Raw genomic sequence first — 23,937 nt, 5'->3', positions numbered from 1 at the left:
ACTAGGGCGCCTTGTCCTGGTCGCCCGGGTAGAAGCCGTGCAGCAGGCGATAGCGGTCGTGCCGAACCTGGTCCACGTGATGGCGGACCTGCTGCTCGGGCAGGCCGAGCATGATCAGGGCATGGGAGGCCAGCATCAGGCTCGACTCGAGCAACTCCGGGACCACTTCGCTGGCCCCGGCCGCTTGCAGCTCGGCCAGTTGGCTGTCGTCGCGGGTGCGGACCAGGATCGGCACCTGCGGGTTGACCCGCCGTGCCTCCTTGAGCACGGTGATGGCGATGTCGGTCTTGTCCACGGCAATCACCAGCAACCTCGCACGATTCAAACCGACCGCTCCCAGCAGGTCGCCTCGGCGCGAATCGCCGTAATGCACGCAGCGTTCGTCGACGCTGGCTTCCTGGATGATCACCGGGTCGTCATCCAGAGCGACGAACGCCAGGCCTTCGCGCCGCAGGAACCGGCCGATGGACTGGCCGACGCGGCCGTAACCACAAATGACCACATGCCCTGACAGCCCGGCGTTGAGCGCGCTGATCTGCTCCAGTTGTGCCTCTTGGTTGGGTTTGCGGTGCAGACGGGCGGCGATGTGGGGGGCGGCACGCAGCAACAGCGGGGTCAGCAGCATCGAGCAGAATGTCGCGGCCAGCAGCAGGCCACTGATGTCGGCAGGCATCAGGCGGTTCTGCTGCATGAGTGCCATCAGGGCAAAACAGAATTCGCCACCCTGGGCCAGGGCCAGGCCACTGCGCCAGGCGGTTTCACCGTCGCTGCCGCGCCACTTCACCAGGGCAGCGACCACGCAGCCCTTGATGAGCATCAGGCCGAGCGTCAGGCCGAGGATCAACAGCCCGTCGTCGACGAACAATTGCAGGTCGATCAGCATGCCAATGCTGACAAAGAACAGCCCCAGCAGGATGTCGCGGAAGGGGCGGATGTCGGCCTCGATCTGATGCCGGTAGTGGCTTTCACCCAGCAACATGCCCGCCAGGAATGCCCCCAGGGCGGGGGACAGACCGAGCAGGTGAGTCAGCCATGCCGTCAGCAGCACGATCACCAGGGCCAGCAGCACGAACAGTTCTGCGGACCGCGAGGCAGCCACCTCATGGAACAATCGGGGCAGCAGCAGGCGGCTGGCCAGCAACAAACCAGCGAACAGCACCAGGGTCTTGCCGAGGGTCAGTGGCAGCGCCCAATACCACGGGTGCTCGCTGCTGCCGGCGAATACCGGCACCAGGGTCAACAGCAGCACGGCGATGACGTCCTGGAACAACAACACCCCGATGGCGTTCTGGCCATGGCTGCTGAAGATTTCCCCCAGGCTGGTCAGTTCCTTGCTGACGATGGCGGTGGACGACAAGGCCAGCCCTGCCCCCAGCAACAGCGTCGCGGCCAGGGGCGCGCCAGAGAAGGCCAACAGCCCGGCGAGGACCGTCCCCGTGGCGAGTACTTGCAGGCTGCCGAGGCCGAACACCACCCGACGCAGCTCGAGCATTTTCGACAGGGAAAACTCCAGCCCCAACGAGAACAGCAGGAACACCACCCCGAGTTCGGCCAGGTCGGGCAGTTCTTCGCTGTCGTTCACCCAGTCCAGCGCGGTCGGCCCCACGGCCAGCCCGACGCAGAGATAGCCCAGCACGGGCGGCAGTCGCAGGCGTCGGAACAAGGCGATGACCACCAGGGATGAGGCAAGAATGATCAGCAGATTGGCAAACAAGGGGCACTCCGTTTCAAGACGACAACTGACAGCGTAGCGGGGGAAAGGCACCCAGCCTCGCCGCAAAAGCCTCAATCTTCAGTGATTTGCATCAGCGTTTTGCCGAAACACCCTGAAGCGAGGCAGCGGCTCGACGGTTTCCCGGTGCGGGCCTAGAATGACCGTCTATCTTTTTTGGGTCTACCTGCCATGTCTCCTGAATGCCAGCTGCTCGGCACCCTGGGTTGTCACTTGTGTGAAGTTGCCGAGGGTGTGTTGATGCCTTTCGTCGAGCATGGATTGCTGGTGGAACTGGTGGACATCGCCGAGAGCGAGATGCTGACCGAGGCCTATGGACTGCGGATCCCGGTCCTGCGGCGAACCGATACCGGCGCGGAGCTGGACTGGCCTTTCGACGATCCCGACCGGGTGGCCGCGTTCCTGCTTGAACCGTTCGCACCTTCCATTCGCCCGCGGTCATTGGCGTAAGCTGCATTCTTCGGTTACTGTATGCCCATACAGCTATCTGGAGTGCGTTCCCTTGGTCAATGTCGAACAACTGAAAAGCAGCGTAAACAGGATGTCCGCGGACGTTGTGCGCGAGGCGGTCCTGGAACTGCGCCTGGATGGCTTGGTCACCGAAGGCAAGACACCTTTCAATAAATTGCATTTCAACACCTGTTTCGCCGAGATCGAGGCGTTGTTCCAGCGTGCCGGCTATCACAAGCAACTGGATGTAGTGGGTTACCAGGGCTTGCTGTACGCATTGTACGACCCTGGTCGCTGGGAGGCGGTGGAGGTATTGCGCTGGTTGAAGGAGTTCACCGAGGCGGCAGCCAAACCGGCGTCGGTCCCGGCCTGAAGCAATCATTGTTGGGCGGGCTGGCGCGACTGGTGGATAATACCGCCCTGCGAAAAGGCTCAAGAGTTTTCCATGGTTTCATCATTTTCCGCTGCACACCATCAGGCCAGCACGTTGTACCTGCCCCCGGGCTCCTGGCCGACGGTGCTGGAGTGCCTGTGCGAACATTTCAAGGCCATCAGCCGCGAGCAATGGCTGGACCGGATCGCTCGCGGGCGGGTGCTGGACGGGGAGGGCAACGCGATCCGTGCCGACCTGCCGTACCGTGAGGGCCTGCGCATCCACTATTTCCGTGAAGTGCCCGACGAGAAGCCGATCCCGGTGGTGGAGTCGATCCTGTACGCCGACGAACACCTGGTGGTGGCAGACAAACCACATTTCCTGCCGGTCACGCCGGCGGGCGAATATGTCGAGCAAACCTTGTTGCGGCGGCTGATCCGACGCCTGGACAATCCCCACCTGGTGCCGTTGCACCGAATCGATCGACACACTGCCGGCCTGGTGCTGTTTTCCGCCAACCCCGACAGTCGTTCGGCGTATCAAGCGTTGTTCCCCACCCGGCAGATCGAAAAGCACTACCAGGCCATTGCCCCGGCGCTGCCTGGGTTGAGCTTTCCCCGCGTGCATAAAAGCCGAATGATCGATGGCGAGCCGTTCTTTCGGATGTGTGAGGGGCCGGGCGAGCCGAATACTGAAACGGCCATCGAAGTCCTGGAGCGAAACGGCGAGCTTTGGCGCTATGGCCTGTCTCCGGTCACGGGCAAGAAGCACCAGTTGCGGGTGCACATGAATGCCCTTGGGGCGGGTATCTGCAACGATCCCTTTTACCCCGACGTGCTGCGGGATGTGGAGGACGATTACGCCAACCCGCTCAAGCTGCTGGCGCAGGGGCTGCGTTTTAACGACCCGCTGAGTGGTCAGGAGCGGGTGTTCGAGAGCCGTATTACGTTGCAGTGGTGAGCTGAGGCGGGGCTCTGGTCACAGGCTAAGTTGCCCTGATCGAAACTTTTCCGTTCACCACGGCTGCTTTCTCTAGAACGGTCCCATAAAAAAAAAACGGCGCTTGCCTTTGAAAAAAGGCAGGCGCCGGTTTTTTTGGTCAACAGCAATGCGCCGCTATTTCACAGCAGACGCCAGCGTCGAAGATTACAGATCCTTGACGGTACGAACCTGATCCTTGTTCACGCGGGTTTGCTTGCCATCCAGTTGCTCGAATTCATAGAAGCCGCTTTCTTCGTCGTACTTGGGTGTGTCGACGGCCTGGATTTCGCGACCGTCATTCAAGGTGATCACTGTTGGCGAGGCGCAACCGGCGAGGGTGGCGAGGCCCAGAGCAAGCATGAAAGTGGCGAGGGTCCGTTGAGTCATGGTGTTTCTCCGAAATGGATTCTTCAAGTTACTAACCCTCAGACGTATACAACGCGCGCAAGTTCCTGGCTAGTGTCAATCTGACACGCCTTTGTAACGGGTCAGTAATTCCGGCGTGTTCAGGTTGGCCAGTCGCGGGTCGTCGGCGGGGCATTGCAAGGCAACGGCGTGCAGCGTGCGCATGATCCGGCCGGGGCTGCGTTCGCCGTCGTGCCAGGCCTTCTCGAAGGTGTCGGCCAATGTCAGTGGGATGACGCACAGCAGCGGTTCCCAATGCTCGCCGTGCCGCACCATCAGCGGTTTGTCTGGGTGCTGGCTGGCCGCCCGGCGCATGCTGTCGAGCAGGCCGGCATCGATTTGCGGCACATCACACGGCAGCACCAGCAACTGTGCGTGTCGGGCCACCTTGAGGCCGGCGCGGATGCCTGCCAGCGGGCCGGGAAAGTCACCCTCGTCGTCATGCACCAGTTGGTCGGCGTACACCGCGTAGCGTGCCGGATTGCGGTTGCACGAAATGATCAGGTCGTCGCTTATCGCGCGGGTCTGGCGGTGGAGATGGGCAATCAATGGCTCGCCTTGCCACTCCAGCAGGCCCTTGTCCTGGCCGCCCATGCGTTGGCCGCGTCCGCCTGCCAGCAGCAGGATCGAGCAGGGGGGCAGGGGCGTGTTGGTCATGTTGTGTCTCCGCACGGGCGAATAAATGAAGCGCTGTGATATAACACCGGCCTGTTTCCCCTACAACTGGACGAGCCTATGAAAGCCAAGGCTGATGTACCTTTCGTGCCGCTCAATATCGCGGTGCTGACAGTCAGTGATACCCGTACCCTGGAAACCGATACCTCCGGGCAGGTCTTTGTCGATCGGCTGATGGCGGCCGGCCACAACCTGGCGGCGCGGGTCCTGCTCAAAGATGATTTGTACAAGATCCGCGCGCAAGTCGCGACCTGGATCGCCGAGGACGTGGTGCAGGTGGTGCTGATCACCGGCGGCACCGGGTTCACGGGGCGCGACAGCACCCCTGAAGCGGTCACGTGCCTGCTGGACAAGCAGGTCGATGGCTTCGGCGAGTTGTTCCGGCAGATCTCCGTGGCGGACATCGGCACCTCCACCGTCCAGTCGCGGGCCCTGGCCGGCCTGGCCAATGGCACGCTGGTGTGTTGCCTGCCGGGTTCCACCAATGCGGTGCGGACCGGTTGGGATGGGATCCTGGCTGAACAACTGGATGCACGGCACCGACCCTGTAATTTCGTGCCTCATCTGAAACAGGCGGCGCCGTGTGAATCCCGTGGGTAAACCGGGCAAGGCCGGGGCCTTGATGGCTGTCGAAGTGGCGTTGCAGCGCTTGCTCGACATGGCGGCAGCCGCGCCGATCGTCGAGCGCGAAACATTGCCGTTGGCTGCGGCACAGGGAAGGGTGCTCGCGCAGGACCTGGTGTCGACCCTTGATTTGCCGCCATGGCCCAACAGCGCCATGGACGGCTATGCCTTGCGGCTGGCGGACTGCAAGGACGAGCCGTTGGTGGTCAGCCAGCGGGTTTTTGCCGGGCAGGCCCCGGCGCCGCTGGCGGCTGGAACCTGTGCGCGAATCTTCACCGGGGCGCCTGTTCCTGCGGGCGCGGATTGCGTCGAGATGCAGGAAAATGCCGTGGTCGAAGCTGACGAGCGCGTTCGCTTCACCGAGCCCATGGTTATTGGCCAGAACATCCGCCCTCAGGGGCAGGAAACCACCGTCGGTGAGCAGGTCCTTGCGGCGGGTACGCGCCTGGGGCCGGTCGAACTGGGGTTGGCGGCATCCCTGGGGTGCGCATCGCTGGAGGTGGTGCGTAAGGTTCGTGTGGGTGTCCTGTCAACCGGCGACGAGCTGGTCGAGCCGGGCCAGCCACTGGGGCCGGGGCAGATCTACAACAGTAACCGCGTGCTGCTGTGTGGCTGGCTGCGAGGCCTGGGTTGTGAGGTGGTCGACGCGGGTATCCTGCCCGACGACTTGCCGACCACCCGTGAACGCCTGGCGCAGTTGTCGGATGTCGACCTGATCCTGTCCACCGGTGGCGTCTCGGTGGGAGAGGCGGACTTCCTGGGCATTGCCTTGCGCGAGGACGGTGAGCTGGCGCTTTGGAAGCTTGCCATCAAGCCTGGGAAACCGCTTACGTTCGGGCACTACCGTGGCGTGCCGGTGATCGGCCTGCCCGGGAACCCGGCTTCGACTCTGGTGACGTTCGCGCTGTTGGCAAGGCCTTATCTGCTCAGGCGCCAGGGTGTCGAGTCGGTGATGCCGCTCAAGTTCAAGGTGCCGGCCGGTTTCGCCTGGCCGAAGGCGGGCAGCCGACGGGAGTACTTGCGAGGCCGAATGGAGAATGGTCGCGCGATCATCTATCGCAACCAGAGCTCCGGTGTCCTGCGCAGCGCGGCCTGGGCCGAAGGGCTGGTCGAGGTGCTGGAAGGGCAGACCCTGGTCGAAGGCGACGAAGTGGGTTTCATCCCCCTGAGCGAAGTCCTGGGCTAGCGCCGTGCAGTGTCGTGGGGCCCGGGACGGATACCCGGGCCCTCGCTTGCATGGCCATTATCCCGTGAGCAGTGCCACCAGTTGGTCGAAGCGACTGTTGGCCACCCAGCCCAACAGACCGAGGACCACCGCCGCCGCGCCAGCCGAGTAGGCCAGCCTGTGGCGGATCACCCTGACGTCGGTGCGAATCTCATCCATGTCTTTGCGGATGTACTTGAGGTGGGTTTCCAGTTCAACGACGCGCGGTTCCAAATCAACTCCTCCAGCGGGATGACTGCAATGCTTGCAATCGTTTTGAGGGTCGGCCCGTCCGCTCCCAAAAGACGCGAGCTGTGGGGGCGACAGCTTGTATTCACGGCTATGCATGGGACGGTTCATCCCCTTGGCCATTACGTTCAGAACCCTTGATCCGGCCCCGACGGGCCGTGACGTATCTATTCATGGTCTGGCACTTCCTTGTGTGGTGATGAGCGTTTTACCGGTTTGGCAAAACAGAATGCCAAGTTGTCTCAATAGCGCTGGAGGGTCAATTGAGCTGATTCGCCGGGTCTTGTAAGAAAACTCTTCGAATGCAGAAGTATCGGTCGGGCCACCCCTGCGCATGGGGTTCGCTTGGGCAGTCGTTTGCGATTTTTCCATTAAATTGAGCCAGGCCGGGCTTTTTCGGCGCAATGAGTGGTCCCATTTGCTGAACCTTCCAATGACGGAGACGACGATGAGCAAGGGCAAGGCGCTGTTGATTTTGCATGGCAAGCAAGCGCTCAACGAAGAGGTTCGCGCGGCCGTGATGCTCAAGCGCGAGCAGGGGTGGGACCTGGCAGTGCGGTTGACCTGGGAGGCCGGGGACGCCCGACGATGCGTCGAGGAAGCCCTGGCGGCGGGCTACGAGCAATTGATTGCCGGCGGCGGTGATGGAACCTTGCGCGATATCGCCGAGGCGATGGCCCTCAATCCCGGCGATGCCAGCCTGGTGCTGATGCCGCTGGGCACCGCCAATGACTTTGCCCGCGCCGCCGGTGTGCCGCTGGAACCGGAACAGGCCCTGGACTTACTGGACGTGGCCGCCCAGCCCGTCGACCTGGGCGAGGTCGGCGGGCGGATGTTCCTGAACATGGCCACGGGCGGCTTCGGCAGCCAGGTTACCGCCAACACGTCCGAAGACCTCAAGAAGGTCCTCGGAGGCGCCGCCTACCTGTTCACCGGCCTGTCGCGATTCAGTGAGCTGAGCGCCGCCTATGGCGAGCTGCAGGGGCCTGATTTCCATTGGGCGGGGGATCTGTTGGCGCTGGGCATCGGCAACGGCCGGCAAGCGGGAGGAGGGCATGTACTGTGCCCCGAGGCGTTGGCGGACGATGGGCTGCTGGATATCAGCATCTTGCCGGCGCCCCAGGAGGTGGTCGGCACGTTGAAGGACTTGCTGGCGGGCGGGCTGGGCATCGACAACATGTTCGTGCGCGCCCGCTTGCCCTGGGTGGAGATCAAGGTCGCCCAGGGCCTGGACATGAACCTGGACGGTGAGCCATTGCAGGTCGACACGCTGCGTTTCACGGTGCGCCCGAAGGCGCTGCGCGTGCACCTGCCGACCGATTCGCCGCTGTTGGGAGGCTCGGCGGCGCTCAATCGTCCAGGCTGATGATCTGCTCGCGTACCGCGAACAACACCAGGCCGGCGACGTCATGGATCTGTAGGCGCTTCATGATCTGCGCCCGGTGGGTTTCCACGGTCTTGATGCTCAGGCTCAGGCCGTTGGCGATTTCCCGGGTGGACTTGCCGCGCACGATCAGCCGCAGTATTTCCAGCTGGCGCGCGGTCAGGTTATGGGTCTGGGCAGGTTCGGGCTGACGTTTCTGGACGCGGGTCAGCGCCTGGTTGATCACGGTATGGGCGATGGCCGGGCTCAGGTAACGCTCGTTCTTGCGCAGCGCTTCCAGGGCATGTTTCAGCTCATTGACGGTGGTGTCCTTGAGCAGGTAGCCGTGGGCGCCGCATTCCAGCGCCTGCATGATCAGCGCCGGATCCGTGTGCATGGACAGGATCAGTACCTTGCTGTGGGGGCGCACCCGCTTGAGTTGCTGCAAGGCTTCCAGGCCGCCGGTGTCCTTCATGGAGATGTCCAGCAACACGATGTCGGGCTCGAGCCGTTCCACCAGCTCCACCAACTGCTTGCCGTCGCTGGCTTCGCCGATGACCGCGTAGCCTGGGATATCCATGACCAGGGCTCGTACGCCGGCCCTGATCAGGGAGTGGTCATCGACCAGAAGCAAATTACAGATCAATGGAGAACCTTATTCTTGCTGGCCCGTTCCAGGGCGCGGGGCGCCCAGGGGAAGCGTGCTTCGATGTGAGTGCCTTTGCCGGCCTCGCTGGTGACCTCGAGCGTGCCGCCCAGTTGCTCGACCCGCTCCGACATGCCGGCCATGCCGCGCTGGCCTTCGCGGCCAGGGTGGGTGGCCGGGGCGAACCCCTGGCCATCGTCGCTGATCAGCAGGGTGAGGCCATCCGGTAGGCGTTGCAGGCGCACCAGCAGGTTGGTCGCGCGGGAATGGCGCAGGATGTTGGTGACCGCTTCCTGGGTGATCCGGAACACGGCGACCGACATTTCTTCGGGAATGCCGGTCATGCGCTGTTGGCAATCGAGGCTCCATTTCACCGGCGCATTGGCCAGCGTCTTGAGCAGGTGCGCCCGCAGGCTGGCTTCCAGTCCCAGGCTGGCCAACTGCCTGGGGTTGAGGATCGCTGACACGTCGCGGACCTTGTCGAGGGTCTCGCTGAGGGTGTCGCAGAGGATGGCGCACTGGCCCTGCAACTCTTCCGGCATCCGCTGCTTGAGCCATTCGCTTTGCAGTTTCGCGGCGGTCAGCAGTTGGCCGATGTCGTCGTGCAATTCGCGGCTGAGTCGATGGCGTTCGTTTTCCTGGACTTCAAGCAAGCGGTCGGCCAGTTCCTGGGGCTGCAGCTTGATGGATTTGCGCGACAGTCGATGGCCGATCCAGACACAGGCCACGGCCACCAGGTTCAGCACCACCACGCTCAGCGGCAATGTATGGGCGAACAGGTAGGTCAGCAGGCAGCCCACGGCCGAGCAGACGCACAACAACAATGTGAAGCGGCGGGCATTTTCTCGGGAGGGAGGCCAGGTGATGAATGACTTGAGGCTGGCGTACATAGCGGATGGAGCCAATGATGTTCGCTGCGGGCTGGCCGGTCAGCGCATCTGACAGGCCGGGTTGGGTAAACGTTTCAGGTCGAGGGCCGCTTCGGTTGGCGGCCATGACGGCGCGGTCGTGAAGCGACTGACGCGAGAGATACTACCACTTCGCGCAACGTTGGTCGCGCTCGGCATCGCGCCGTCGGCATCGAAGTCAGGCTTGTTTCTGGGCGTAATGCACCAAGGCCAGTGGGCGTGAGGCAGCCAGCGCCTCGCAGGGGCTCTGGCCAACCTGGAAGGCAAAGGCTTCGATCAGCGAGGTCTGTTCGCTGCGATCCAGGCCCAGCGTGCCGGTGGTGTGATCGACCAGTTCCAGTTGCCAGGCCATCAGGGTGAAGCAGTCCTTCAAGGCGCACAGGGCCTGGTCATGCAGTTCCATGTGATTCTGCGCATGGCTGAGCAGGCCATGGATGTGCAGCGAGAATTCCGAAAGGGCTTCCAGGGCGAGGGCATTGGCCTTGCCTGCCAGTTTCAGCAAGGTACTGAGCATGCAGTCGATCGCATCCCTGTCATTGCTGATCAATTGCAAATGGCTCAGGCACTCTTCCGACTTGGCCAACAGCGTCTCGGCCTCGACCAGGAGTTCGGGCAGGCGCTCATTCCAGTTCCTGCGATCATTCGGCATGCTTATCTCCACAACATCATGTCAGGCGAAAGAAAACCGTGTACAGCGAACGGCTGGATCTCAAGGTCGACGACGGACACGCGCGCGGCATGAGGTCCGGGCCGATCAACGGCGACGAACCCGCAAACGATTGCACGGGTGGGCTCGGCTACAAGGCCGGAATCCGATGTCCTGGGGGCGCGCACAGAAGCCTGACTCCGTTCAGCAATGAGAATGGCGTCACATTAATGGCTATTGGATAGCGGGAATATCAGGTTGGACCTGATTGTGCCTAGGGGAATCCCTTAGGCAGCGGAACCTAATGCGCAAACCGAGGTCGCGCAGCGGGGGAAATAGCGGATGAAAATGCTGCGCCAGTAAAGCATGATGTTAATGTGACATCAATGCCCCGCGCTTGTATTTTATCAGGGGTCAAGATCCGGCGGACCCAGCCGATATCCCTTTCATTGGATTCATCCGAACAAGCCCAGGAGTCATCGATGGCCGGCATTCTCGACACAGTAGATCAACGAACCCAACTGGTGGGTGAGAATCGCCTGGAAATTCTCATGTTTCGCCTGGCGGGCCGGCAACTGTTCGCCATTAACGTGTTCAAGGTCCAGGAAGTGCTGCAACTGCCGAAGCTGACGCTGATGCCCCAGCGCCATCCCTTCGTCTGTGGCGTGGTCAATCTGCGGGGCCAGACGCTGCCGGTGATCGACCTGTCCCAGGCCATCGGTATGCGGCCGCTGGTGCCGGGTGCCAACAGCACCATCATCGTTACCGAGTACAACCGTTCGGTCCAGGCGTTCCTGGTGGGCGGCGTCGACCGCATCGTCAACATGAACTGGGAAGCGATCCTGCCACCTCCGGGCAGTGCGGGACGCGAGCATTACCTGACGGCCATCAGCAAGGTGGACGATCAGTTGGTGGAAATCATCGACGTGGAAAAGGTCCTGGCCGAAATCGTGCCGTACAACGCCAAGGTCTCCCGGGACAAACTCGAAGACCCGGTGCTGGAGCGTGCCCGTGGCCGCGAAGTGCTGCTGGTGGACGACTCCAATGTCGCGCTGTCGCAGTTGCGCGACACCCTGGGCCAGTTGGGGGTGAAGATGCACATCGCCAGCGATGGCTTGAAAGCCCTGAACATGCTCAAGGCCTGGGCCGATACTGGCGAGGTGATGACCGACAAGTTGCTGATGATCTTCACCGATGCCGAAATGCCGGAAATGGACGGCTACCGCCTGACCACCGAGATCCGCAACGATCCGCGGTTGCGGGGGCTCTACGTGGTGCTGCACACCTCGCTGTCCGGCAGCTTCAACGACTCGATGGTCAAGAAGGTGGGTTGCGACAATTTCCTCTCCAAATTCCAGCCGGACAAACTGGTGGATGTGGTGCGCCAACGCCTGTCGCTTGACTGAGGTCGATGGGTGGTTTGCTTCAACGGTCGGCTCGTATAAGGTGGCACTTTTTCGCCCCCAGGGAAGTTGACCATGTTGCGGCTGAGCGCGCTGTACCGTTATCCGTTGAAGTCCGGCAAGGGCCAGCCCCTGCAAGGGATTGGCCTGGACAAGCTCGGGCTGGACGGTGACCGGCGCTGGATGCTGGTGGACGAAGGCACAGGGCGTTTCCTGACCCAGCGGGCCGTGGCGAAGATGAGCCAGCTCTCGGCCTTGTGGAATGAGGCCGGTGGGTTGACGCTCAGCGCACCGGGCCACGGCGCCATTGACGTGGCGCTGCCTTCCACGCTCGAGGAGCAACTGCGCGGGGTGATCATCTGGCGCGACACCTTGCGGGTACCGGACGCCGGCGACGAGGCAGCGGCCTGGGTCAGTGCGTTCATTGGCAACCCCACCCGGTTGGTGCATGTGCCGGTGGAACTGGCGCGCACCACTGCCGCCGGTTACGGCAAGGATGACGACAAGGTCGCGTTTGCCGACGGTTTTCCGCTGCTGCTGATCGGCCAGGCCTCATTGCAGGACCTGTCCAATCGGGTCGGGCGTCCATTGGAAATGCTGCGCTTTCGCCCCAACCTGGTGGTCGAGGGCAGCGAGGCGTTTGCCGAGGATGGCTGGAAGCGCATTCGTATCGGCGACGTGGAGTTCCGACTGGTCAAGCCATGTTCGCGTTGCATCATGACCACGGTCGATCCGCAAACCGGTGATCGCGACCCCAACCGCGAACCTTTCGCGACCTTGCAGCAATACCGCTCGACCCCTGACGGCGCGATGTTTGGCCAGAACCTGGTCAATGACGGCAATGGCCGGCTGGAAGTCGGCATGCCGGTTGAGGTGCTTGAGTAAGTCTTGCGCTTGAAAAAAATGCCCGTGTCATTGGACACGGGCATTTTTGTTTCTCATACCGACACTTTGTGACTGCTTGACGGTCAGCCGCGGTATTCACACAAGTAAGCGGTGTCGACGGCCACTTTGAGCTGGAACTTGCTGTCGGCCGGTACGTTGAACTGGCTGCCCGCCGCGAAGGTTTCCCAGTCGCTGCTGCCTGGCAGTTTTACGGTCAGGGCGCCGGAAACGACGTGCATGATTTCCCGCTGGGCCGTGCCGAATTCGTATTCGCCCGGTGCCATGACGCCGATGGTCGCAGGGCCTTCGGCAGTGCCAAAAGCGATCGACTTGACGGTGCCGTCGAAGTACTCGTTGACTTTAAACATGGGCGATTCCTCGAAAAAGGGGCTGAAAAAGGCCGGCCAGTATGCACAAGGCGTCGGTGTTCGTCATCTGCCGAGCGGGTTCGGACCCGCCCCTCAACCCGGCAGTACCAATGGCAACAGCCGCGCGGTGTTGCGGGCATCCTCCAGCGCGCGGTGCTGTTGACCGCAGAATTGCAGGCCCGCCAGTTGCAACGCGGCATTGAGGCCCAGGGGGCGTTCCAGGCGACGGGCCTTGGCGAAGCGCTGCTTGAGGTTCATGTGCGGCAACTGGCCCAGCACGCTGTGCAGGTGTTGGTGCTGCCATTCCTGGAGCAGTTGCTTGCGGTCGTAGTCGCCCCAGCTGACCCAGCCTTCGAGGTTCGAATGATACGGCGCCAACCAGCGTTCGAATGCCGGCCAGACCTCGGTCAGCGGTGCGGCGCCGTCGATGTTGGCCTGGGTGATGTGGGTCAGTTCGCGACAGAAGGACGTGAGCAGCGGACGTCTCAAGGGGCGTACGAAGCGCTGGAAATGATCGACCTCACGCCCGTCACGATTCACCAGCGTGGCGCCGATTTCGATAATTTCCATTTCGGTTACCGGCCAGCCACCTTCATCGGTGGTGGCCTCCAGATCAATCACCAGCCAGTGAGGCATCGCAAGGTTCCCGGTATCGGCGTGCTGATGGCTTTGAGCGTAGTCAAACCCGGCGCATCCGCCTAGTGCGCTGTCTCGACTCGCAACAAAACCTGCTGCTGCCTGACCTGTTCGCCGGGCGCGACCTGCAATTGCCTGACCACTCCGTCGAAGCCCGCCTTGAGGGGGTGCTCCATTTTCATCGCTTCCAGCACCAGCAACAGCTGGCCCTGGCGAACCCGCGTGCCTTCGCTGACCAGCACCTCGACGATCGCGCCGTCCATGGGGGCCTTGAGCAGGCCGTCGCCAGGGGCGCTGGCGGCGGGCGTGATGGGGGCGCGGGTCCGGTCTTGCAGCGGCAGGCCACCGGGGCGGGTGAACAACCACAGATCGTTGCCGTCGAGGCGCCAGCGATGGCGTTGGCGAAGGCCATCGAGCATCAGCACGGCGCCAGACTGGTCGACCTCCAGCCATTTCAGTTCGACCGAGCGTTCGGCGCCGTGGATGCTCAGCGTCCCGTCGGGCCTGGCCAGCAGGTCCAGGGTCCAGTCGCGCTCGCCCATGCCGATCCGGTAACGCAGCGCCGAGCCGGCGTTGTTGCGCCAGCCGCCCAGGTCGGCGGCATGCCGGGCGCGGGCGCATTGATAGAACAGGGCCGTGGCGATGGCGAGTTGCTCGGCGGATGGCGTCGGCGCCTGTAGGGCGACATGCCGGACAAAGTGCTGCTCGATGAAGCCGGTGCCAACGTCGCCGTCGATGAAGCGCGGATGCGCCAGCAACGCCGCCAGCAACCGCTGATTGCTCTGCACGCCCAGCAGTACGCAATCTTCCACTGCCCGCAGCAATCGGCGTCGGGCTTGCTCGCGGGTGGCGCCGTGGGCGATCAGTTTGCCCAGCATCGAGTCGTAGAACGGCGTGATGGCCTGGCCTTCCAGCAAGCCGTGGTCGATTCGCACGCCCTCGCCCGTGGGGGGCGCCCAGCCGATCAAGCGGCCGGTCTGCGGCAGGAAATCCGCCGCGGGGTCTTCGGCGTACAGGCGCACCTCCATGGCATGCCCGTTCAGGTGTACCTGGTCCTGGCGCAGCGGCAGGGGCAGGCCGGCGGCGATGTCCAGTTGCCAGGCCACCAGATCCTGGCCGGTGATCAGTTCGGTGACCGGGTGTTCGACTTGCAGGCGGGTGTTCATCTCCAGAAAGTAGAACCGACCGTCCGCGGCCAAGAGGAATTCCACGGTCCCGGCACCGACGTAGTCCACCGCGCGGCCCGCCATGAGCGCCGCATTGCCCATGGCCTGGCGCAGTTCGGCGGTCATGACCGGGCAGGGCGCTTCTTCGATGATTTTCTGGTGGCGCCGCTGGATCGAGCAGTCCCGCTCGCCGAGGTGGATCAGTTGACCGTGGTGGTCGCCGAAAATCTGGATTTCCACGTGGCGCGGGTCGAGCAGTGCCTGTTCGAGGATCAGTTCAGCGTCGCCGAACCCGTGCAGCGCCTCGGCGCGAGCGATGCGCAGTTGTTCAGGCAGGTCCTCGGCCCGCTGCACCAGGCGCATGCCCCGGCCACCGCCACCGGCGCTGGCCTTGATCATCAGCGGGTAGCCGATGCGCGCGGCTTCCCGGCACAGGCTGTCGTCGTCCTGGGCTTCACCTTCATAGCCCGCGATGCAAGGCACGCCGGCGGCGAGCATGGCGATTTTCGAGCGGCGCTTGCTGCCCATCCGTTCGATGGCCTCGGGACTGGGACCGATGAACACGATACCGGCCGCCGCGCAGGCCCTGGCGAACCCGGCGTTTTCGGCGAGGAAGCCGTAGCCGGGGTGGATCGCATCGGCGCCGGTGCGCCGGGCCGCCTCGAGGATGGCCGTCGGATCCAGGTAGGACTGCTGGACCGAGGCCGGGCCGATCAGCACGGCCTCATCGGCCATGCGCACATGTCGCGCATCGGCGTCGGCTTCGCTGAACACCGCGACCGTGCGATAACCCTGGGCCTGGGCGGTGCGCTGGATCCGACAGGCGATTTCGCCGCGGTTGGCAATGAGCAGTTTGCTGAAGACGGGCATGGGTTCTGTCCTGGGTTCTGCGGTGTCTGGTGGGCCGCTTTCAGTGCTGCTTGTCCGGCAACGTCCCCATGAGCTTGCACAGGATGCCCAGCATGATCTCGTCGGCCCCGGCGCCGATGGACACCAGCCGTACGTCGCGGTAGGCCCGGGCGACCGGGTTGTCCCACATGAAGCCCATGCCACCCCAGTATTGCAGGCAGCTGTCGGTGACTTCCCGGGCCAGGCGTCCGGCCTTGAGCTTGGCCATGGACGCCAGCCGGGTCACGTCCTGGCTGTTGATGTATTGCTCGGTGGCCTGGTAGACCAGCGCCCGCAGGCATTCGACCTCGCAGGCCAGTTCCGCCAGGCGAAAGTGGATCACCTGGTTGTCGATCAGGGCGCTGCCGAAGGTCTTGCGCTCACGGCAGTACTCGATCGTGCTGTCGATGCAACGCTCCATGCCCTTGAGCATGTTTGCCGCGCCGAACAGCCGTTCTTCCTGGAACTGCAGCATCTGCATCATGAACCCGGCGCCTTCCTGGCCGATTCGATTGCGTTGCGGCACGCGCACGTCATCGAAGAGCACCTGGGCGGTCTGCGAGCTGCGCATGCCGAGTTTGTCCAGGGGCTCGCCGAGGCTGATACCGGGGCTGCGCATGGGCACCATGATCAGGGATTTGTTGTGGTGGGGCTTGTCGTCGGAGGTGTTGGCGAGCAGGCACATGAAGTCGGCGCTCGGGGCGTTGGTGATCCACATCTTGCTGCCGTTGATGAGGTAATCGTCGCCGTCCTTGCGGGCCGTGGTCTTGAGCCCGGCGACGTCGGAACCGGCGCCGATCTCGGAAACGCCGATGCAGCCCACCTGTTCGCCACGGATGGCCGGGCGCAGGAACTCTTCACGCAGTGCATCGGAGCCGAAACGCGCCAGCGCTGGCGTGCACATGTCGGTCTGTACGCCGATGGACATCGGGACGCCGCCGCAATGAATCGTCCCGAACGCTTCGGCCGCGACGATCGAATAGCTGTAGTCCAGGCCCATGCCGCCGAACTGTTCGGGCTTGGAGATGCCCAGCAAACCCAGGTCGCCGGCCTTGCGCAAGACCTCGTGGATAGGGAACTGCCCGGCTTGCTCCCATTCGTCGACATAGGGGTTGATGTCGCGCTCGACGAACTGGCAAACGCTACGCCGCAGTGCTTCATGTTCCTGGCTGAAGATCATTTTTTTGTTCTCCGTGGTCGCAAATCCATCACCGGGTCAGAAACGGGCCACGCCAAAGCTGTTGGCTTGCAGCGACCGCCGCTCGGCTTCGTGGCAGATGTCCAGCAGGTAGCCCAGCAGTGTGCGGGTGTCACGCGGATCGATGAGCCCGTCGTCCCAAAGGTGGGCGCTGCCGTAGAGGGCGCTGGACTGGCTGTCGAGTTTTTGCGCGGTGGTCTGTTCGAGCAGGTCCAGCATCTTCGGGTCGGGGCTCACGCCCTGCCTGATCTGCGTGGCCTCGGTGACGATGCGCAGCACCTTGCCGGCCTGGGCGCCGCCCATCACGGCCGTGCGGCTGTTGGGCCAGGCGAAGATGAAGCGCGGGTCCAGCCCGCGACCGCACATGGCATAGTTGCCGGCGCCGTAGGAACCGCCCACCACGACCGTCAGCTTGGCCACCCGGGCATTGGCCACGGCCTGGATCATCTTGGCGCCATGCTTGATCACACCTTGTCGTTCCGATTCGGTGCCGACCATGAAGCCGGTGGTGTTGTGCAGGAACAGCAGCGGCGTGCGGCTCTGGTCGCACAACTGGATGAACTGCGCGGCCTTGCTGGCGCCCTTGGCGGTGATCGGGCCGTTGTTGCCGATCACGCCGCAGGCATGGCCGCGGATGTGCAGATGGCCGCAAACGGTTTGCGGGTCGAATGCTTGCTTGAACGCCAGGAACGCCGAGCCGTCGGCGATGCGGGCGATGATTTCCGCCACGTCGTAGGGCTTCTTCGGGTCGTCGGGCACCAGCCCCAGCAGGTCGTCGGCGGGGTACAACGGCTCGGCCCAGGTCCGTTCGGGCGAGGGCGCCAGTTGCGCGTTCCAGGGCAGCAAGCTGAGGATCTCCCGGGCCAGGCGTATGCCGTCGGCATCGTCCTGCGCCAGGTATTCGGCGGTGCCTGCCACTTGCGCATGCATCTGCGCACCGCCGAGTTCCTCTTCGCTGGCGACTTCGCCCGTGGCGGCCTTGAGCAGCGGCGGCCCGGCCAGAAACAACCGCGCCTTGTCGCGCACCACCACCACGTAGTCCGACAGCCCCGGCTGATAGGCCCCGCCGGCGGTGGCCGAACCATGGACCACGGTGATCTGCGGCAGGCCCATGGCCGACATCCGTGCCTGATTGGCAAAGCAGCGCGCCCCTTCGACAAAGATCTGCGCGGCATAGTTGAGGTTGGCGCCGCCGCTTTCGGCCAGGGTGACGACCGGCAGTTTGTTTTCCATGGCGATCTGTTGCAGGCGCAGGGTTTTCTGCAAGCCGCTGGGGGAAATGGTCCCGCCCTTGATCGCGCTGTTGTTGACCACCACCAGCACCCGCACGCCGGACACATGGCCGATCCCGGCGATCAGGCCACCGCCGGCCTGGCTGCCATCCTTGTCATCATGGCGCTTGTAGCCGGCCAGGCTCGCCAGTTCGAGGAACGGCGCGCCGGGGTCCAGCAGCAGGTTCAGGCGCTGGCGCGGCAACAACTGGCCGCGCTGGTCGAAGGTGTCCTGGGCCTGGGCGGCTTTTTCCAGCACGGCCTGTTCGATCGCGCGCAGTTGCTCGACGCCCGCCAGCATGGCCGCGTGGTGGCGGGCGAAGTCGGTGCTGTGAGGGTCAAGCAGCGTTTCGATGACCGGCATGGACCGTTCTCCTTTTTCGATGCGAACGCGCTAGTCGAGTTGATCGGCGATGCTTTGCGGCACCGGTATCTGGATATCGAGCAACTGCTGGGCCAGCGCCTTGCCCTGGGGGTCGCCGCGCAGGCTGGCGGCACCACCGCCGCCCAGGGCGTTTTCCAGCAGGAAATTCAGGCTATGGGTGCCCGGCAGGTACCAGCGTTCGACGCGGCCCAGCAACGGGTCAAGGACGTGACTCATCCAGTCGACCACCACTTCCGGCGTCAGGGCTTCGGCGATCCACGGCAGGTATTCGGGCGCACGCGCGATCACGCCGATATTGACGTGGTTGCCCTTGTCGCCGGAGCGCGCCACCGCCAGCTTGACCAGCGGCACGCTGGCATCGGCCCGACCCTGGGGTTTGGGCACGTCTGCGGCGAGCGGCAGGTCGTCGGTTTGCAAGGTGTCGAGAGGGGGCAGGGGGCACGGGTGGCGTTGCCCCTGGCATTCAATCGCGAGCGTGCAGTGGGCTTTGTCGATCAGGAACGAAAACAGGCGGATTAACGGCGACACCGTCGGCCTGCCACCCACCATGCCGGTCAGCCCGGGTGCCATGCCGGTGGCAGCCTGGGCGATTTCCCGGGAAAACAGCACCAGCGCTTGCCTGTCCGGGTGCCGAACCGCCAGTTTGAGCACCACTTCACGGGTGTCCTGGCGCCGGCGGTGCTGACCGTAAGTGGCTTCGCTGCCCAACAACTCGACGTTCACCTCGCGGTAGGGCGCCCAGCCGCGCTGGCTGAACATCTGCGAGGTCCTGGCGATAATTGCCTGGCCGACCCGTTCAGCCTTTGCCACCGCATCGATACCGGCGATCAGGCAGGTGGCGGTGCAGCGGTAGCCGTCCAGCCCGGTGGCGCAGACCTTGTACTGGTCGCTGGGCGGCAGGCCCCGGGCGCCATGGACGCGTACCGCATGCTTGCCTTGCTGGATCAGCCGGACCTGGCTGAAATCGCAGATCACGTCGGGCAGCAGGTAGCCTTGCGGGTCGCCGATCTCGTACAGCAATTGCTCGCCGACTGTCAGTGGCGTGATCAGCCCGCCGGTGCCGGGGGCCTTGGTGACGATGAATTGGCCATCGGCGCTAACGTCGACGATGGGAAAGCCGATGTGCTCGTAGTCCGGTACCTCCCGCCAGTCGGTGAAGTTCCCGCCGGTGGATTGTGCCCCGCACTCGATGAGGTGGCCTGCCAGCGCGGCCTGGGCCAGTTTGTCGTAGTCGTCCCAGGCCCAGCCGAATTCATGTACGAGAGGGGCACTGACCACGGCGCTGTCCACCACCCGCCCGGTGATCACGATGTCCGCGCCCAGGCGCAAGGCTTCGACGATGCCCGGCGCGCCGAGGTAGGCGTTGCTGGACACGCACGCGGGCGGCAGGGGCTCGCCGCTGAACATCTCGCGCAGGCCCTGGCCGGCGAGCCGATCCCATTGCCCTTGCAAGTCATCGCCCAGCAGCACGGCGATCTTCAACGGCACGCCCGCCTGGTCACACGCCGCTTGCAGCGCCGCGGCGCAGGCCTGGGGATTGACTCCGCCGGCGTTGCTGATCACGCGGATCCGCTCGGCGTGCAAGCGCGGGAGCAGTGGCGTGAGCACCTCGATGAAGTCCGTGGCATAGCCGGCCTGGGGATCCTTCAGGCGCGCCCCGGCCAGGATCGACATCGTGACTTCCGCCAGGTAGTCGAACACCAGGTAGTCCAGCGCGCCTCCTTCGACCAGTTGCGCGGCGGCGCTGCAGGTATCGCCCCAGAAGGCGCTGGCGCAACCGATGCGGATCGTTCCTGGCATGAGATTCCCTCCGGCAAGCGTGGCTCGAGACTACCAAGCAAGCGCTTGGTCTGTAAACGGCTGCGGGTTTTCCACCCGAGCGCTTGCTTGGTGGCCTGGGTCGGCTTAAATTGCCCGCGCAGCTCTGTTGATTGGGACGCGGCCGCGCATAGGTTGATCGACTGTAGGAGAGAATGGGTGGACGAGCAAAAAGCCCTGGATGTGATGCACGAGCTGGTCGACAACGGGCAACTGACCGACCCGCAGAGCGCGCGTGGCAAACTGCTCCAGAGCGCTGCCCATCTGTTTCGCAACAAGGGCTTCGAACGCACCACCGTGCGCGACCTGGCGAGCGCCGTGGGCATCCAGTCGGGCAGCATCTTTCACCATTTCAAGAGCAAGGACGAGATCCTGCGGGCGGTGATGGAAGAAACCGTGCGCTACAACACGGCGTTGATGCGGGCCGCGCTGGCCGAGGCGAGTGGCGTGCGCGAACGGGTACTGGCGCTGATCCGCTGTGAATTGCAGTCGATCATGGGCGGCACCGGCGAGGCGATGGCCGTGTTGGTCTACGAATGGCGCTCGCTGTCCCAGGACGGGCAACGGCAGGTGCTGGCCCTGCGCGACATTTATGAAGACTTGTGGCTCGAGGTTCTGGGCCAGGCCAAGGCGGCCGGGTATATTCGCGGAGACGTGTTCATTACCCGGCGTTTCCTCACCGGCGCATTGTCCTGGACCACCACCTGGTTTCGCGCCGAAGGCAACTTGAGTCTCGATGAGCTGGCCGAGCAAGCCCTGATCCTGGTGCTTGAAGAAAAACAATAATCAAGCGGTGCTTTAAATCGCCATAGGGCTGGCTAAGCGGCTGAAACCGCCTAGCTTGATTGTATTGACGGGTACTTTTGGGGAGTGGGGATCTTGACGTTTTCGCCGATGGGGATGACTTCCCGTGTGCTGCTGGCTGCCCTGGCCGCTTTCCTGGCGTTGCCGGCCTCGGCGGCGCAATTGGTCCGGATCGGTGCCGCGCATTTTCCACCCTACACCGTTCGTCCCGAGAACGGTGCCGACACGGGCCTGCTGCCGCAGATGGTGGAGGCCTTGAATCAATCGCAGGCAACCTATCAGTTCGTCCTGGTCCCGACCTCCATACCTCGCCGTTTCAACGACTTCAAGCAGGGCCGGGTCGACATGGCGATTTTCGAGAACCCCGACTGGGGCTGGCAGGATGTGCCGCATACGGCTGTCGACATGGGGCTGGAGGACGCCGAGGTGTTCGTCGCCCAGCGCCAGCCGGACCGCCAGCAGAATTATTTCGCCGACCTGAGGGGCAAGCGCCTGGCGCTGTTCAGCGGTTACCACTACGCCTTTGCCGAATTCAACGCCGACCCCAAGTTCCTCGCCGGCCAGTACAACGCCACCCTGACGTACTCCCACGACAGCAACCTGCTGATGGTCTTGCGCGGGCGCGCCGACATCGCCTTGGTGACTCGCTCGTACCTCAACGATTATGTGCTGCGCAATCCTGAGGTCGGCCCGCAATTGCTGGTGTCCGAACGTATCGATCAGGTCTACCACCATTACGCCCTGATCCGGCCCCAGGCACCCATTACCAGCGAGGCGTTTGCGCAACTGTTGCAGACGCTGCGGGACAACGGCCAGCTGTTGAAGATCTTCAAGCCGTACCAGATCGAGCTGGTGCCCACGCACGCCCACTGAGCGGGCCCTAAATTTCCCGGCGCGGCTCACGTCCCTCGTTGACTACCGACGACTACGCGAGCCCCTTTCCATGTCCAATCTCAACCAGCCCATGGCGTTGCCCCTGCCCGGCGGGCGCCGTCTCGGCGCCGATGAAACCGAACGCCACCTGAGCCTGATGCTTGAAGGCGCGCCGCTGATCCGGCTGCGTCTGGAGCGCGGGCCCGAGTTGCATGTCCACTTGCAGGAGGTCCACGACCGTCCCGTGGGCCCGGCGCTCTGGGCGGCCTGCTACTGGTTGTTTGCCCGTGACCCGGACTGTCGACGCCTGGTCTGGCACCTTCAGGAGCGCCCCGGCGAAGCCTTGCTCAGTGGCCTGTTGACCAGCGCCGGGCGTCCCGGCGAATACGTCTGCGAGCGCACGATGTTCTGGCAGTTGCCGCAACCCTGGCTGGGGGAGTCGTTCAATGGCAGTTACCCGCAGCAGATGATCATCACTGATGGCCGGCGTCATCCGCGCCGGCCGGTCAAGCCGCGTGGCGAGGTGTACCGGCGCTTCGACGCGCGGCTGGGCGCCTGGGTATCACTGCGTACCCTGGAGATCGAGCAGGACCTGGAGCGTTTCAACCGCTGGCAGAACAGCCCGCGGGTGGCGAGCTTCTGGCAGGAGGAGGGCACCCTGGCGCAGCATCGCGAGTACCTGGACACGCTGGCGGACGATCCCCGTGTGCTGACCCTGATCGGCTGTTTCGATGACCAGCCGTTCGCCTATTTCGAAGCCTACTGGGCCAAGGAAGACCGTATTGCGCCGTTCTATGAGGCCGGGCACTACGATCGCGGCATCCACATGCTGGTGGGCGAGGAACAGCACCGCGGGCCGCACAAAGTGGCGAGCTGGTTGTCGGCGCTGGTGCATTACCTGTTCCTCGACGACCCGCGCACCCAGCGCGTGGTGGCCGAACCTCGGGCTGACAACGCGCGGATGATCGGGCACCTGCACAACCAGTGTTTCCACTGTGAAAAGGAATTCGACTTCCCCCACAAGCGCGCGGCGCTGATGATCCTGGGGCGGGAGCGGTTTTTTGACCGTTGCTCACTGATGTAGGGCAGGGCGTGCGGCGGACACCTGTGCAAGCGAGTCCGCCCGCGAAGGGGCTATCCGATGGCCCGGCGCTTATCGCCGGGCGAAGGTGTCCCCGCGTACCCCGGACACCTTGCGGCAGTGCACCAGGGCGTCGCGGATCATGAAGTTCACCAGGGTCGGCGAGACGCCCAGTTCCTTGGCAATGTCTTTCTGTGGCACGCCGTGCAGGCGGTACATCTCGAAGGCATAGCGGGTTCGGCTGGGCAATTCGGTGAGCGCATCGGCGATGTGCTCCAGCGTGGAGAAGTTGATGTGGGAGGTTTCCGGCGACGCACCCTGGATCACCACGTTCAAGCCTTCCTCTTCCGGCCCCGCGTATTTCTGCTCCAGCGCCTGCTTGCGATAGTGGTCGATCGCCAGGTTGCGCACGATCTGGAACAGGTAGCTGAGCTGTGCCTTGAACGACGAGGTGATCTGCGGTGCCGATTGCAGTCGGAAGAACGCGTCCTGCACCACATCTTCCGCGCGGGACCGGCACCCGGTGATACGCGCGGCAATCTTGACCAGGATCAAGCGATTATCGACGAACGCCTGAAGTAACGGTGACTCACACCTGCTTGTGGATACTTGTTCCGTCATGGAATTCACCTTGCTGCAAAAAGTTAGCAGGACGACTGATCTGTCCGACCTGTCCTACGCATCGAGCGCCAAATTAGGCTTAATGATAATGATTGTCAATTGAGAAAAAGAATTATTGCAGCGTGTAAGTCCAGCGCCTGAAGCGCGACCCATTGCCGCAGTCGGATCACACCCCTGACAGGGTTGGCGCACGCGATCGCCGACTAATTCTTTGCCCGTGGCATCCGTTCCCTTGGTTGGATGGAAGAACACCCGATACCACTTGCAAGCCGAATTTCAGGCAG

Annotated in this window: 25 protein-coding genes; 11 read left to right on the top strand and 14 right to left on the bottom strand. The window is 63.5% G+C overall.

What is annotated here, in order from left to right; genetic code table 11:
• Position 1: 1 nt before the first annotated feature.
• Positions 2-1,714 (bottom strand): sodium:proton antiporter, encoded by a 1,713-nt coding sequence (locus VM99_15860; GenBank protein ID AKJ99471.1) that lies wholly within the window; start codon positions 1,712-1,714, stop codon positions 2-4.
• 189 nt (positions 1,715-1,903) lie between these two features.
• Between VM99_15860 and VM99_15855 the strand changes: the two genes are divergently transcribed.
• The 3 genes from VM99_15855 to VM99_15845 all read left to right on the top strand — a co-directional run bounded on the left by VM99_15855 (position 1,904) and on the right by VM99_15845 (position 3,515).
• Positions 1,904-2,182, top strand: a complete 279-nt coding sequence (locus VM99_15855; GenBank protein AKJ99470.1) for a glutaredoxin — start codon at positions 1,904-1,906, stop codon at positions 2,180-2,182.
• 52 nt (positions 2,183-2,234) lie between these two features.
• Positions 2,235-2,555: a transcriptional regulator gene (locus VM99_15850; GenBank protein AKJ99469.1), complete on the top strand. Its 321-nt coding sequence runs from the start codon at positions 2,235-2,237 to the stop codon at positions 2,553-2,555.
• A gap of 72 nt (positions 2,556-2,627) precedes the next feature.
• Entirely contained in the window at positions 2,628-3,515 is an 888-nt protein-coding gene (locus VM99_15845) for a pseudouridine synthase (protein AKJ99468.1), read from the top strand.
• A gap of 186 nt (positions 3,516-3,701) precedes the next feature.
• Here the strand turns inward: VM99_15845 and VM99_15840 are convergent, their stop codons facing one another.
• Both VM99_15840 and VM99_15835 read right to left on the bottom strand, forming a co-directional pair.
• The gene (locus VM99_15840; protein AKJ99467.1) at positions 3,702-3,923 is read right to left on the bottom strand and encodes a lipoprotein; all 222 of its coding nucleotides are present in this window, start codon (positions 3,921-3,923) and stop codon (positions 3,702-3,704) included.
• A 75-nt stretch (positions 3,924-3,998) separates the two neighbouring features.
• Positions 3,999-4,598 carry a molybdopterin-guanine dinucleotide biosynthesis protein A gene (locus tag VM99_15835; GenBank protein ID AKJ99466.1) on the bottom strand — a complete coding sequence of 200 codons (600 nt, stop codon included), beginning with the start codon at positions 4,596-4,598 and terminating at the stop codon, positions 3,999-4,001.
• Positions 4,599-4,676: 78 nt separating this feature from the next.
• On the opposite strand from VM99_15835, the gene VM99_15830 reads away from it, so the two are divergent.
• Positions 4,677-5,216 (top strand): molybdopterin biosynthesis protein B, encoded by a 540-nt coding sequence (locus VM99_15830; GenBank protein AKJ99465.1) that lies wholly within the window; start codon positions 4,677-4,679, stop codon positions 5,214-5,216.
• Positions 5,200-6,426, top strand: a complete 1,227-nt coding sequence (locus VM99_15825; GenBank protein ID AKJ99464.1) for a molybdenum cofactor biosynthesis protein MoaA — start codon at positions 5,200-5,202, stop codon at positions 6,424-6,426. Before VM99_15830 ends, VM99_15825 begins: the two co-directional genes overlap by 17 nt.
• A 57-nt stretch (positions 6,427-6,483) precedes the next feature.
• On the opposite strand, the gene VM99_15820 is transcribed toward VM99_15825, so the two are convergent.
• The gene (locus tag VM99_15820; GenBank protein AKJ99463.1) at positions 6,484-6,678 is read right to left on the bottom strand and encodes a hypothetical protein; all 195 of its coding nucleotides are present in this window, start codon (positions 6,676-6,678) and stop codon (positions 6,484-6,486) included.
• A 463-nt stretch (positions 6,679-7,141) separates the two neighbouring features.
• Here VM99_15820 and VM99_15815 point away from each other — a divergent pair, with 463 nt between their 5' ends.
• Positions 7,142-8,059: a lipid kinase gene (locus tag VM99_15815; protein ID AKJ99462.1), complete on the top strand. Its 918-nt coding sequence runs from the start codon at positions 7,142-7,144 to the stop codon at positions 8,057-8,059.
• Here the strand turns inward: VM99_15815 and VM99_15810 are convergent.
• The 3 genes from VM99_15810 to VM99_15800 all read right to left on the bottom strand — a co-directional run bounded on the left by VM99_15810 (position 8,043) and on the right by VM99_15800 (position 10,259).
• Positions 8,043-8,702, bottom strand: a complete 660-nt coding sequence (locus VM99_15810; protein ID AKJ99461.1) for a LuxR family transcriptional regulator — start codon at positions 8,700-8,702, stop codon at positions 8,043-8,045. The genes VM99_15815 and VM99_15810 overlap by 17 nt on opposite strands.
• Complete coding sequence (locus tag VM99_15805) at positions 8,699-9,592, bottom strand: histidine kinase (protein AKJ99460.1); 894 nt, start codon at positions 9,590-9,592, stop codon at positions 8,699-8,701. Before VM99_15805 ends, VM99_15810 begins: the two co-directional genes overlap by 4 nt.
• A gap of 196 nt (positions 9,593-9,788) precedes the next feature.
• Positions 9,789-10,259, bottom strand: a complete 471-nt coding sequence (locus VM99_15800; GenBank protein ID AKJ99459.1) for a hypothetical protein — start codon at positions 10,257-10,259, stop codon at positions 9,789-9,791.
• 479 nt (positions 10,260-10,738) lie between these two features.
• On the opposite strand from VM99_15800, the gene VM99_15795 reads away from it, so the two are divergent.
• Both VM99_15795 and VM99_15790 read left to right on the top strand, forming a co-directional pair.
• Positions 10,739-11,662 (top strand): chemotaxis protein CheW, encoded by a 924-nt coding sequence (locus VM99_15795; protein ID AKJ99458.1) that lies wholly within the window; start codon positions 10,739-10,741, stop codon positions 11,660-11,662.
• A 72-nt stretch (positions 11,663-11,734) separates the two neighbouring features.
• A complete protein-coding gene (locus VM99_15790; protein ID AKJ99457.1) occupies positions 11,735-12,544 on the top strand; it encodes a molybdenum cofactor sulfurase in 810 nt (269 codons plus the stop codon).
• An 83-nt stretch (positions 12,545-12,627) separates the two neighbouring features.
• Here the strand turns inward: VM99_15790 and VM99_15785 are convergent, their stop codons facing one another.
• The 6 genes from VM99_15785 to VM99_15760 form a co-directional block, all read right to left on the bottom strand.
• Positions 12,628-12,912 (bottom strand): hypothetical protein, encoded by a 285-nt coding sequence (locus tag VM99_15785; protein ID AKJ99456.1) that lies wholly within the window; start codon positions 12,910-12,912, stop codon positions 12,628-12,630.
• Positions 12,913-13,005: 93 nt separating this feature from the next.
• Positions 13,006-13,548, bottom strand: coding sequence for an exonuclease (locus VM99_15780; protein ID AKJ99455.1), 543 nt, complete (start codon positions 13,546-13,548; stop codon positions 13,006-13,008).
• Positions 13,549-13,610: 62 nt separating this feature from the next.
• Positions 13,611-15,584: a 3-methylcrotonyl-CoA carboxylase gene (locus tag VM99_15775; protein AKJ99454.1), complete on the bottom strand. Its 1,974-nt coding sequence runs from the start codon at positions 15,582-15,584 to the stop codon at positions 13,611-13,613.
• A 40-nt stretch (positions 15,585-15,624) separates the two neighbouring features.
• On the bottom strand, positions 15,625-16,782 hold the full coding sequence (locus VM99_15770; GenBank protein AKJ99453.1) for an acyl-CoA dehydrogenase: 1,158 nt from the start codon (positions 16,780-16,782) through the stop codon (positions 15,625-15,627).
• Positions 16,783-16,818: 36 nt separating this feature from the next.
• Positions 16,819-18,435: an acetyl-CoA carboxylase gene (locus tag VM99_15765; GenBank protein ID AKJ99452.1), complete on the bottom strand. Its 1,617-nt coding sequence runs from the start codon at positions 18,433-18,435 to the stop codon at positions 16,819-16,821.
• 30 nt (positions 18,436-18,465) lie between these two features.
• Positions 18,466-20,256: a terpene utilization protein AtuA gene (locus VM99_15760; GenBank protein ID AKJ99451.1), complete on the bottom strand. Its 1,791-nt coding sequence runs from the start codon at positions 20,254-20,256 to the stop codon at positions 18,466-18,468.
• Between the two features lie 177 nt (positions 20,257-20,433).
• Here VM99_15760 and VM99_15755 point away from each other — a divergent pair, with 177 nt between their 5' ends.
• The 3 genes from VM99_15755 to VM99_15745 all read left to right on the top strand — a co-directional run bounded on the left by VM99_15755 (position 20,434) and on the right by VM99_15745 (position 23,035).
• Positions 20,434-21,060: a TetR family transcriptional regulator gene (locus VM99_15755; GenBank protein ID AKJ99450.1), complete on the top strand. Its 627-nt coding sequence runs from the start codon at positions 20,434-20,436 to the stop codon at positions 21,058-21,060.
• Between the two features lie 114 nt (positions 21,061-21,174).
• Positions 21,175-21,951 carry an amino acid ABC transporter substrate-binding protein gene (locus tag VM99_15750; protein ID AKK01771.1) on the top strand — a complete coding sequence of 259 codons (777 nt, stop codon included), beginning with the start codon at positions 21,175-21,177 and terminating at the stop codon, positions 21,949-21,951.
• Between the two features lie 70 nt (positions 21,952-22,021).
• Positions 22,022-23,035 (top strand): acetyltransferase, encoded by a 1,014-nt coding sequence (locus VM99_15745; GenBank protein AKJ99449.1) that lies wholly within the window; start codon positions 22,022-22,024, stop codon positions 23,033-23,035.
• Positions 23,036-23,104: 69 nt separating this feature from the next.
• On the opposite strand, the gene VM99_15740 is transcribed toward VM99_15745, so the two are convergent.
• Entirely contained in the window at positions 23,105-23,653 is a 549-nt protein-coding gene (locus VM99_15740; GenBank protein AKJ99448.1) for an RNA polymerase sigma70, read from the bottom strand.
• Positions 23,654-23,937: the final 284 nt, after the last annotated feature.

The organism is Pseudomonas chlororaphis (genome assembly GCA_001023535.1).
GTDB lineage: Bacteria > Pseudomonadota > Gammaproteobacteria > Pseudomonadales > Pseudomonadaceae > Aquipseudomonas > Aquipseudomonas chlororaphis_E.
The sequence above is the reverse complement of the archived record's forward strand: the minus strand, read 5'-3'. Positions and strand labels throughout refer to the sequence as shown.

Excerpts from the sequence above, each read along its gene's own strand:
- VM99_15855 (AKJ99470.1), top strand. The coding sequence starts at position 1,904 with ATGTCTCCTGAATGCCAGCTGCTCGGCACCCTGGGTTGTCACTTGTGT.
- VM99_15845 (AKJ99468.1), top strand. The coding sequence starts at position 2,628 with ATGGTTTCATCATTTTCCGCTGCACACCATCAGGCCAGCACGTTGTAC.
- VM99_15840 (AKJ99467.1), bottom strand. The coding sequence starts at position 3,923 with ATGACTCAACGGACCCTCGCCACTTTCATGCTTGCTCTGGGCCTCGCC.
- VM99_15835 (AKJ99466.1), bottom strand. The coding sequence starts at position 4,598 with ATGACCAACACGCCCCTGCCCCCCTGCTCGATCCTGCTGCTGGCAGGC.
- VM99_15830 (AKJ99465.1), top strand. The coding sequence starts at position 4,677 with ATGAAAGCCAAGGCTGATGTACCTTTCGTGCCGCTCAATATCGCGGTG.
- VM99_15815 (AKJ99462.1), top strand. The coding sequence starts at position 7,142 with ATGAGCAAGGGCAAGGCGCTGTTGATTTTGCATGGCAAGCAAGCGCTC.
- VM99_15805 (AKJ99460.1), bottom strand. The coding sequence starts at position 9,592 with ATGTACGCCAGCCTCAAGTCATTCATCACCTGGCCTCCCTCCCGAGAA.
- VM99_15800 (AKJ99459.1), bottom strand. The coding sequence starts at position 10,259 with ATGCCGAATGATCGCAGGAACTGGAATGAGCGCCTGCCCGAACTCCTG.
- VM99_15795 (AKJ99458.1), top strand. The coding sequence starts at position 10,739 with ATGGCCGGCATTCTCGACACAGTAGATCAACGAACCCAACTGGTGGGT.
- VM99_15790 (AKJ99457.1), top strand. The coding sequence starts at position 11,735 with ATGTTGCGGCTGAGCGCGCTGTACCGTTATCCGTTGAAGTCCGGCAAG.
- VM99_15785 (AKJ99456.1), bottom strand. The coding sequence starts at position 12,912 with ATGTTTAAAGTCAACGAGTACTTCGACGGCACCGTCAAGTCGATCGCT.
- VM99_15780 (AKJ99455.1), bottom strand. The coding sequence starts at position 13,548 with ATGCCTCACTGGCTGGTGATTGATCTGGAGGCCACCACCGATGAAGGT.
- VM99_15775 (AKJ99454.1), bottom strand. The coding sequence starts at position 15,584 with ATGCCCGTCTTCAGCAAACTGCTCATTGCCAACCGCGGCGAAATCGCC.
- VM99_15770 (AKJ99453.1), bottom strand. The coding sequence starts at position 16,782 with ATGATCTTCAGCCAGGAACATGAAGCACTGCGGCGTAGCGTTTGCCAG.
- VM99_15765 (AKJ99452.1), bottom strand. The coding sequence starts at position 18,435 with ATGCCGGTCATCGAAACGCTGCTTGACCCTCACAGCACCGACTTCGCC.
- VM99_15760 (AKJ99451.1), bottom strand. The coding sequence starts at position 20,256 with ATGCCAGGAACGATCCGCATCGGTTGCGCCAGCGCCTTCTGGGGCGAT.
- VM99_15750 (AKK01771.1), top strand. The coding sequence starts at position 21,175 with ATGACTTCCCGTGTGCTGCTGGCTGCCCTGGCCGCTTTCCTGGCGTTG.
- VM99_15745 (AKJ99449.1), top strand. The coding sequence starts at position 22,022 with ATGTCCAATCTCAACCAGCCCATGGCGTTGCCCCTGCCCGGCGGGCGC.
- VM99_15740 (AKJ99448.1), bottom strand. The coding sequence starts at position 23,653 with ATGACGGAACAAGTATCCACAAGCAGGTGTGAGTCACCGTTACTTCAG.